Below are 10,421 nucleotides of genomic sequence, written 5' to 3' on the forward strand. Positions count from 1 at the left end.
TTAAGATGGAGTGCTTTTCCTAAACATGATAAATTAAAACTTTTTATACCAGATTAATTATTCTTTTATTCTATATTGACTAGGTATATTCGTGTATTATGCACCTTCTAGGATTTAGTGAATATAACAGATTGCACATCATTTGAATCATTTTGTAAAGTGAGTATGTTTATTTTGTGAAATATTGAACAAAATCTTGAAAGTGAATATTGAAACATGTAGTTTATTCTTAGGATTATTTATAATAACCATGAACTAAAGGAGTGTGTAATTTTATGTTAGAACAAGGGATAGCTGATGCTATAAAACTTGCACAAAAGAAGAAACAAATATTAGATATAAACCCAATACAATATTTTGTTCGTGCATTACTAGCCGGCATCTATATTGGATTTATTATAGTATTATGTTTTAAATTAGGGGATTTTTTTCACGTTGTAAATTCACCTGCAACTTATTTAAGTGCTTCTTTATTTTTTGGAATTGCACTTATATTAATAATATATGGTGGAGCGGAATTATTTACTGGGAATACAATGTATTTTACAATTTCGACCTTACGAAAAAAAACAACGGTCTTAGATACTTGTCGTAACTGGGGTGCTTGTTTTTTAGGTAATCTGGTAGGTGCAATATTTTTTGCGTTATTATTTTATGGTACTGGTATTTTTGATCAAATTGAATATGAACATTTGATAAGTAATGTTGTTGAAGTAAAAATGAATACACCGACAATACAGCTATTTTTCAAAGCAATTTTATGTAATTGGCTTGTTTGTCTAGCATGCTTCCTTCCTTCTCAAGTAAAAGGGGATACAGCAAAAATAATTGTTATGATGTTATTAGTTTTTACATTCTTTTTATCTGGATATGAACATAGCATTGCAAATTTATCTCTATTTGCAATCTCCCTGGTATCGCCACATCCCAATACAATTTCTTTTAGTGGGGCTATTTATAATTTAATTCCAGTTACAATTGGAAATATTATTGGTGGATCTGTATTTGTTGGCATGGTATATCATTATATAACCCAAAACAACCCTACCGCTGAACAGAAGGGCGATTTAGTTGAATCTCAATGTGAGGAAAACATCCCATTACAAACACAAATAAAAATTTAAGCTACTAATATAATCATTTTCGTATAAAAATAACATAATTATTTTGAATGTTATTTTTATATCAGTTGGCCTAATTAGCCGGAAATACCGTTTTAATAATTCTTTTAAATATATTTTTTTCTTTTATAAAATCTATTATTTGTTTTTGTTATACATATAAGGGAAGGGAAATATACAAAAAACATTCACAACTTATGTGACCTAAATTTGTTAATATAAAATGCAAGATCACATGTCGAATTTATTACAGAAAACTTTAAAAAATCAGTGGGAGGTTTACTAGAAAATGAATTTTGAAAAAGTTTGTTTGGTATAGAAGTGCTTTTAGGGGGTTATTGCTAAAATAGGTGAAATAACCTTCGATATACAAAATTAAAATTTGCAGTAATTAGATTTGAATGAAGATACTATAAGCATGAATGTCATTATGAAAAGTGATAATCCGTTAGTGAATCTTAATAAAAATGTAAGCGTTAACAATTTTATTTAACTAGGTGTATAAACTAGCTTTTTCACAGAATATCAAAAAATCTTTGAAATGTAGATAAAGAAAAATTATCTTATCTAGTGAAGCTATACATAATATTTTTTTGAGTTAAATAAGAAATAATGTTGAAGCAATATTTGCTGGAAATACATATGAAAAGGAATTTAAGTTTAACTATGTGGTATTGAACATTAATGTATTTCGAGTTAATTATTTGTTTATTCAAAATCAATTAAATCTCTTTTTATTAGAATAACAACAATGCACAAAAACATAACATAAATAGTGAGGGATCTATAAATGAATAAAAATATTAATCGTGTAGTTTTAATTGGTACAGGGGCCGTAGGATGTAGTTATGCATATTGTATGATTAATCAGGGCCTGGCAGAAGAATTCGTTCTTGTGGATGTAAATGAAGCAAGAGCAGAAGGAGAAGCAATGGATTTAAGTCATGCAATTCCTTTTTCACCATCACCAACAAAAGTATGGAAGGGTAGCTGTGACGACTGTAAAGATGCGCAAATTGTTGTAATAACAGCCGGATTGCCACAGAGACCAGGTGAAACACGTTTAGACTTAGTTGAAAAAAATACTAAGATTTTTAAAGAAATTATACGTAATGTCATATCAAGCGGATTCGATGGTATTTTCTTAATTGCAACAAATCCAGTGGACATTTTAACATATGTAACTTGGAAAGAATCTGGGTTGCCGAAAGAACGCGTAATTGGTTCAGGTACAACGCTTGATTCTGCACGTTTCCGTTACATGTTAGGAGAATATTTTGAGATTGATCCTCATAATGTTCATGCGTATATAATAGGTGAACATGGTGATACGGAGCTTCCGATATGGAGTCATGTGTCAGTTGGCGTTCAAAAGCTACAAACCATTTTAGAAAATAAAAGTCAGTATAATCAAAGTGACTTAGACGAAATTTTTGTTCGTTCACGTGATGCGGCCTATCATATAATCGAACGTAAGGGAGCGACCTGTTATGGAATTGGAATGTCTTTATTACGTATAACAAAGGCAATTCTACATAATGAAAATAGTGTGTTAACAGTATCTGCATACCTTGAGAATAAATATGGTCATAATGATGTGTATATAGGGGTTCCTGCTGTGATAAATCGTGAAGGCATTCGGGAAATTATAGAAATTGAGTTAAATGAGGAAGAAAAGTTTAACTTTAATCATTCGGTACATACATTAAAAGAAACCATGTCACCAATACTATAGGGTCAATTTATCTTATAACATTATGTTATATATAAATACCCGGAAAAAATCTTGAATTTACCTAGTCTAATATAAGCAGAAAGTAAATAGTATAGAAAAATTTTTGTTAAAATTGAAATATAGTATTTTCTTCTTGTAAAGAATCATTTTATAAACATTATTAAGAAATTAAGATTCTGTACGACATTAGTTCATAACATATCAAGATTGAACGTTTTTAGAAGCGACATAATTATTTATAGCTAAATATGTTATGATTTTCACAAAAGGTTGATACCTTTTGTGCATAGTTTCCTTTAAGTCACTAAAGACAGATATATTTGATTAAATAAAAAGCACTTTTTTAGAAGTTTAAGGAAGTGCCTTTTTATTTGTTAATAAACATTAGAAATCTATTAAATTACATACATTTATGGAAGAGAGTGATTTCTATGTGCATCTGGCTATCGTTTAATTACATTCTTATTGGACGTTTATAAAACAACGAGCATACAGTAGGAAATATGAAAATTAGGGGGATAATGGAGGATACAAAGTTGGTAATAAACCTTAGAGAAAGGAGGGAACGAGATGAGAAATTTCTTTGAAGAAAAATATACAAATTTAGAATTTAAAAGAGAACTAATAAATATTATAAGTAAAATCAGTGAATATAAAGGAGCAATATCAGCATATCAAACTCAAAAACCAGAGATATTTAATCTTTTGGAAAAGAGTATTTCACTGCAATATATTAAAACTTTTCCTAATATATATGAAAAGTTTACATTCTCAAATAAACAGTTAAAAAAATTAGTTGATCATCATGCTAGCCCTCAAACATTGGAAGAGGACGCTTTATTTTGTTATTGCAAAACATTAGAACTTGTGCAAAAAGAAAACCACAAATTACCTATTAAACCGCAAACAATTCAAGAATTGCACTTCCAATTAATGAATTATTCAACTTCTGAAAGTGGTAATTGGAGAAAAAGCGAACTTGTATTATCTTCTATTCCAAAGTTAAAAGATCAATTCAAATTACGTACAGTTGTTTTATATGATATGGTTCCGCAATATTTGTATCATCTATGCGAACAATATAATGCATTAAGGGCTAAAGGGAATTTTCATCCGCTCCTACTAATTCCTCAATTTATCTTAAATTTCCTATGTATTTATCCATTTAATAAAGGGAATGGCAAGTTAGCAAAAATATTAATTCAATGGTTATTAATTGAAAGTGGATTTACATTTGTAAAATATACATGTATAGATAAATATTTCAAAGAATATGAATCAGATTATTATGATGCTCTGTATAAATCTGCAGCTCACTGGTATCAAGGCGATCATAATGTAGTTTTCTGGATGAAAATTTTTTTAGATATTGTTTTAGTTGCATATAAAGAATTCTATTGTTTAATAAAAAATTGTATTAGCACTCATACTAAAAGAAAAAGAATTGAAAAATACATAGACAGACAAGATAATCCTTTTACTAAAGAAAATATTCGAAACATGTATCCAGACATAAGTGAAAGTACTATAAATAAAACATTACACGCTTTAAATTCACAAGGATACATTAAATTAGTTTCTAAAGGTAGAAATGCAACATGGATAAAGCGTAAATTAACTTAGGGTAAATAACTAGAACACTGGCAAATAATAAACAAGGAGAACCCAAAAAGGGTTCTCCTTGTTTATTATTTGTTAGACAAATGTATCTTTTAGAAGGATAAAGAAGTAAAATAGACTATTTATTAATTGCAATCTAATCATAAAATTTTGTATCACATCTTTAAGAAAGACTGGTCTACTCGTTATGATTTTCTAAACCAAATTGTCCCTTTTTACGCATAGTGTAATAAATAGGGAGGCCTAGTGAAGTTAGACCTATTCCACATAAAGCTAGCAGAGGTTGAGTGAATAAGGTATTAATAACAATGAACAATCCGCCAATAATAGCAACTAATGGTATAAAAGGATACAATGGAACTTTATAAGGTCGCACAAGTTCGGGTTCCCTTTTTCGTAAGATGAATACAGCAAGGAATGTCATTGTGTAGAATATCCATATTACAAATACCAACATATCAGTAAGAGTATTGAATCCGCCGACGGCCATCATAATAATTGAAATAAATAGCATAAATAGACCAGAATTATAAGGGACCCGACTATTTTTAGATAATGTAGCAAACCATTTACTAAATGGTAGTTTGTTCTCAATAGCCATGGCATAAGGAATTCGCATTCCTGTCATAATATAACCATTAATCGTTCCAAATACGGAAATTAAAATGCCAATGGTAACTAGTTTTCCTCCCATAGCTCCAAAAAGAATTGTAGCTACTTGAGAAGCGGGTGTATCAGTACCTGCGAGCGATGTTGCAGACATGACCATTAGAAACGCGACATTAATTAATAAATAAACAACCATTACTGTTGATAAGCCTAATACGATTGCTTTAGGCAAGTCTTTTTTAGGATTTTTCATTTCTCCAGCAATATTCCCTACATGAATCCATCCATCATAGGCGAACATTGTTGCGAGTAAACCAGATCCAAGGGCAGATATCATAGATTTGTTCGGCCCTGCCTCAATTGGAAAAAGCTGAAAAGTAACGTCACTTTTGTGTAGTAATCCAAAAATAATAATCAATGCTAATGGAACCAATTTGCATATAGTCGAAGCCATTTGGATTCCACCAGCTGCTTTAGCTCCTAAAAAGTTCATAAGAGTTACAAATGTTGCTGTGATAATTGCAATTGCGATAATTAGCATTTTGTGTTCATTAACATTTAGGCCAAATAAACTAACCGTTTGTGTCCCGAAAATAATAGCAAGAGCTGCAATATTTGCAGGGAAGTATATGACAGTTTGTGCCCAGCCAAGCAAGAAAGCAGTTAAGTTTCCATAAGTCCTCTTTAAATATGCCATCATTCCCCCCGTTTCAGGAATAGCGGCAGATAGTTCAGCAGCAGTTAGTCCTGCGCAAACGGTCAAGATACCACCAATTACCCATGCAAGTAATCCTAGGCTAGCTGTTCCTGTTACTCCATATAATGCAGTGGGCTTGAAAAATACTCCGGCGCCGATAACGGTACCAATAACTGTGGTTAATGCTGCAAAGAAACCAATATCCTTTTTTAGTTGTTGTTGTGACAAAATAATCACTCCCAATTAGAAAAATATATAAATTCTCTTATGAATTCTTTATCCTGTTTGTTAAATTATTTGATAGTATATCCTGTATCCATACAAATAGCCGCCCCTCATCCTTACCAGCTAGAGAATTTGAATACATTTCAGATACTAAATAAAAAAGAAATTAAACGTATAAGTAAAGAAAGTTTAATTTCGCCTCAAATCATGTGAAAATTTTCACATGATTTGAGGCGAGTAAAATTCCATGAATTATACATTAAAAGAAATTCTTTAATTTAACCCGAAACATGAAGTTAAAAACGAGATTTCTTTTATATGAATAATAAGAATAAATGAGGTATTTTAATATTTTGATATAGTAAAATGGTAAATCGAAATTCAAAAGAGAAGATATATTCTTGTGAAGAATATCACAAAGTGTTGAGGGGTTCAATCATATTTTCGATATAAAATATAGAAAATCAACTAAATAAAACATTTTGTGAAATGTTTCACAAAATTGTTGACCTCTTATTTTTACTAATGGTATCTTGTAGGTGCAATCCAATGTTATAAATTAAATTATATTTGAAAAATATTGTAAGGGTGAATATTTAGAATCTTATTTTTATCTGGCAATAATTAATTTAATTTATAACTCACTCTAAAAAAGGATGTGTAGATATGAAAATTGGTGTAGTGAAAGAGATAAAAAAAGGGGAAGCTCGTGTAGGGATGACTCCAGAAAATGTTCAAAAATTAGTTTCAGCTGGAAATGAAGTTTTAGTACAAAAAGATGCTGGATTAGGTTCTGGTTATACAAATGATGAATATATAAATGCAGGAGCAAGCATAGTAAATCAAGGCCAGGCATGGGATGTTGATATGGTAGTAAAGGTAAAAGAACCACTACCTGCAGAATACCATTACTTTAAAAAGGATCTAATCGTTTGGGGATTTTTACATCTGGCTGCGTCGAAAGAGTGTGTAGAAGCAATGAGAAATGCTGGTACTACTGCGATTGCTGGTGAAACTATTAGTGAGGATGGAAATTTAGCATTATTAAAACCTATGAGTGCAATTGCTGGAAGACGTGCTGTATTTATGGGAGCATATTATTTAGAAAAACAACATCAAGGAGAGGGGATTTTATTATCAGGTATTGAGGGAATCCCAGCCGGAAAAGTTGTAATCCTAGGTGGAGGGAATGCTGCAACTAATGCCTGTGATATGGCAATTGGAATTGGATGTAGTGTTACAATCCTAGAGGTTAATCAAGAAAGAATTGCATATTTAAGAAAGCAATACGCAACAGAAGAAGTAAATATAATTGAATCTAATACTGAAAATCTAGAGCGAACGATTAAAGAAGCAGATTTATTTATTTCAACAATTTTAATACCAGGATCTCGCCCTCCTAAAATTGTTAAAGAGTATATGGTTCAATCTATGAAGCCAGGAAGTGTCATTGTGGATATCGCAATAGATCAAGGTGGTACAGTAGAAACTATTGATCATTATACAACTCATGATAATCCTGTATTTATTAAACATGACGTAATTCATTATGCAGTACCAAATATGCCTGGTGCCACCCCACGTACTTCAACTATGGCGTTGGCAAATGGAAATATTGAGTATTTATTAGCAATTTCTAAAGATGGATTAGAAATTGCAATTCAAAATAAATCATCATTAGCATCTGGGGTAAATGTATATAAAGGTATTATTACCTACGAAAATTTAGGTATGACGCTAGGTTTGGACTTTAAAGAATTGAAAGAAGTGTTAGTATGATTACCAAAAACGTATTGTTAGATATCACTGACATTAAAAAAGCCAAAGAAATTCTTGATGTAAATGCCCGAAAAACACCTTTGGTTAAATCTTTCTATTTAACTAGTAAAGCGGGTGGAGAAATTTATTTAAAGCTGGAAAACATGCAGTTAACGGGTTCATTCAAATTTCGTGGTGCATTTAATAAAATTTCCCAACTAACAAATGAAGAGAAAGAACGTGGTGTAATCGCTTGTTCAGCTGGAAATCATGCACAAGGTGTTGCATTATCTTCGCATTTACTAGGAATTAAAAGTAAAATTGTGATGCCAACCTCTGCACCGCAAGCTAAAGTGGATGCGACGAGAGGATATGGTTCTGAAGTTATTTTATACGGTGATACATTTGATGATGCAAAAGCGAAGTGTGAAGAGATTATAAAAGAAACAGGCGAAACATACCTACATCCATATGATGATGTAGAAGTAATGGCTGGCCAAGGGACAATTGGGTTAGATATTCTGGATGATATGTGGGATGTTGATACTGTTATTGTACCTATTGGTGGAGGAGGAATTATTTCAGGAATTGCTGTAGCGCTGAAATCATTTAATCCTTCCATTAATATTATTGGGGTTCAAGCAGATAATGTTCATGGAATGAAAGCTTCTTATGATGCGGGGAGAATTTTAGAACACTATGAAGCACCAACAATAGCGGATGGTTGTGCGGTAAAAATACCAGGGAATTTAACTTTTGAAATTGTAAAAGACCTAGTAGATGATATTGTAACTGTATCGGAAGAAGAATTAGAAGTAGCAATGAAAGACTTACTGCAACGCGGAAAAGCTGTCGTAGAAGGCGCGGGAGCATTAGCCACAGCCGCTCTTCTAGCAGGCAAAGTTGATAAATATGTACAGGGTAAAAAAGTAGTAGCGGTTATTTCAGGTGGCAATGTGGATTTAAAACGTATTTCAAGTGTATGTGAGCATTTCTTTGTTGCCAATGAGGTAAAATAACGATTGAATAATCTTATAAAATAAAATTATTTACTTAAGGGGAGCTAGGAGACGATATCTTAGCTCCTTTTTAAATAAATGGAGGCGTGTGTTATGGCCAACTTATTTAGGAAAAAATCAGTAAGGAAATTGTTGCAAGATAGTGAAAGTAAGACTTTGACAAAAACATTGGGCGCATTTGACCTTACCATGCTAGGGATAGGTGCAATAATTGGTACAGGAGTACTTGTATTAACTGGATTAGTAGCCGCAAGAGATGCGGGTCCAGCAGTTATTTTTTCATTTATGATTGCCGCAATTGTTTGTGGGTTTGCAGCCCTATGTTATGCGGAAATCGCATCTGCTCTTCCAGTCTCGGGTAGTGTATACACCTATTCATATGCGACGATTGGTGAGTTTGTAGCCTACTTAATGGGATGGACTTTATTGTCTGTATATATAGTTACAACTGCCGCAGTAGCGGGTGGATGGACAGGCTATTTTCAAAACTTATTAAACGGGTTTGGGATTGAGATACCAAAATCACTTTTAAAAATTCCAACACAAGGTGGAATCGTTAACTTACCAGCAGTAATCATTACTTTGGTATTAACTTGGTTATTATCAAAAGGCACGAAAGAAAGTAAGCGAGTGAATAACGCAATGGTATTAATAAAAATTGGTATTGTTGTTTTATTCATTTCAGTTGGTATATTTTACGTAAAACCAGAAAACTGGATCCCGTTTGCACCTTATGGTATAAGCGGAATCTTTGCCGGAGGAGCTGCAGTATTTTTTGCCTTTTTAGGATTTGATGCGTTAGCAACATCTGCTGAAGAAGTAAAAAATCCACAACGTGATTTACCGATTGGTATTATTGCTTCGCTAGTTATTTGTACAATTATTTATGTTATAGTTTGTCTTGTTATGACTGGTATGGTTTCTTATAAGGAATTAGATGTACCAGAAGCAATGGCCTACGTATTAGAAGTTGTAGGACAAGATAAAGTAGCGGGTATAATCGCAGTTGGAGCTGTAATTGGTATTATGGCTGTAATTTTCGCTTACATTTATGCGACAACACGTGTATTCTTTGCGATGAGTCGTGACGGTTTATTACCAAAATCGTTTGCGAAAATTAATAAGAAGACAGAAGCACCAGTATTCTCAACTTGGTTAACAGGCATTGGTAGTGCTTTAATTGCTGGATTTATCGATTTAAAAGAATTATCGAATTTAGCGAATATTGGAGCGTTATTAACATTTGCGATGGTTGGTGTGTCAGTTATTATTCTTCGTAAAACACATCCAAATTTAAAACGTGGTTTCATGGTACCACTGGTACCAATCTTACCGATTATTTCAATAACATGTTGCTTATTTTTAATGGTAAATCTACCTTTAAAAACCTGGGTTTATTTCGGTATTTGGTTATTTATAGGGATAATAGTATATTTTATGTATTCTAAAAGACATAGTCAATTAAACAAACTATAAATGAGATATATCAGAGAAAAAGGTTATCACGACCTACATGTTTGAGCAAGTAGGATCCTTCTCTTTTGGGAAGTACCTTTTCTTTTTATAAAAAATTCAATTAAAAGAACTTGAAAGTTTATGTTATACGTAAAAAAGCGAATCTATTTTCAAAATAGATT

At 32.0% G+C, this 10,421-nt stretch carries 7 protein-coding genes; 6 read left to right on the forward strand and 1 reads right to left on the reverse strand.

Annotated features, from left to right (window positions below; genetic code table 11):
- Positions 1 to 275 precede the first annotated feature (275 nt).
- The 3 genes from HMPREF1014_RS24015 (at position 276) to HMPREF1014_RS24025 (ending at position 4,479) form a co-directional block, all read left to right on the forward strand.
- On the forward strand, positions 276 to 1,124 hold the full coding sequence (locus HMPREF1014_RS24015; RefSeq protein ID WP_000893013.1) for a formate/nitrite transporter family protein: 849 nt from the start codon (positions 276 to 278) through the stop codon (positions 1,122 to 1,124).
- 787 nt (positions 1,125 to 1,911) lie between these two features.
- Positions 1,912 to 2,856, forward strand: a complete 945-nt coding sequence (locus HMPREF1014_RS24020; RefSeq protein ID WP_001038826.1) for an L-lactate dehydrogenase — start codon at positions 1,912 to 1,914, stop codon at positions 2,854 to 2,856.
- Positions 2,857 to 3,426: 570 nt separating this feature from the next.
- Positions 3,427 to 4,479 (forward strand): Fic family protein, encoded by a 1,053-nt coding sequence (locus HMPREF1014_RS24025; RefSeq protein ID WP_001243459.1) that lies wholly within the window; start codon positions 3,427 to 3,429, stop codon positions 4,477 to 4,479.
- A 175-nt stretch (positions 4,480 to 4,654) separates the two neighbouring features.
- Here the strand turns inward: HMPREF1014_RS24025 and HMPREF1014_RS24030 are convergent, their stop codons facing one another.
- The gene (locus HMPREF1014_RS24030) at positions 4,655 to 6,010 is read right to left on the reverse strand and encodes an APC family permease (protein WP_000082762.1); all 1,356 of its coding nucleotides are present in this window, start codon (positions 6,008 to 6,010) and stop codon (positions 4,655 to 4,657) included.
- A gap of 663 nt (positions 6,011 to 6,673) precedes the next feature.
- On the opposite strand from HMPREF1014_RS24030, the gene ald reads away from it, so the two are divergent.
- The 3 genes from ald (at position 6,674) to HMPREF1014_RS24045 (ending at position 10,260) form a co-directional block, all read left to right on the forward strand.
- Complete coding sequence (ald, locus tag HMPREF1014_RS24035) at positions 6,674 to 7,786, forward strand: alanine dehydrogenase (protein WP_000690460.1); 1,113 nt, start codon at positions 6,674 to 6,676, stop codon at positions 7,784 to 7,786.
- Entirely contained in the window at positions 7,783 to 8,784 is a 1,002-nt protein-coding gene (tdcB, locus tag HMPREF1014_RS24040; RefSeq protein WP_000628977.1) for a bifunctional threonine ammonia-lyase/L-serine ammonia-lyase TdcB, read from the forward strand. Before ald ends, tdcB begins: the two co-directional genes overlap by 4 nt.
- 93 nt (positions 8,785 to 8,877) lie before the next feature.
- Positions 8,878 to 10,260 carry an amino acid permease gene (locus tag HMPREF1014_RS24045; protein WP_001284908.1) on the forward strand — a complete coding sequence of 461 codons (1,383 nt, stop codon included), beginning with the start codon at positions 8,878 to 8,880 and terminating at the stop codon, positions 10,258 to 10,260.
- Positions 10,261 to 10,421 lie beyond the last annotated feature (161 nt).

The organism is Bacillus sp. 7_6_55CFAA_CT2 (genome assembly GCF_000238655.1).
Lineage (GTDB): Bacteria > Bacillota > Bacilli > Bacillales > Bacillaceae_G > Bacillus_A > Bacillus_A cereus.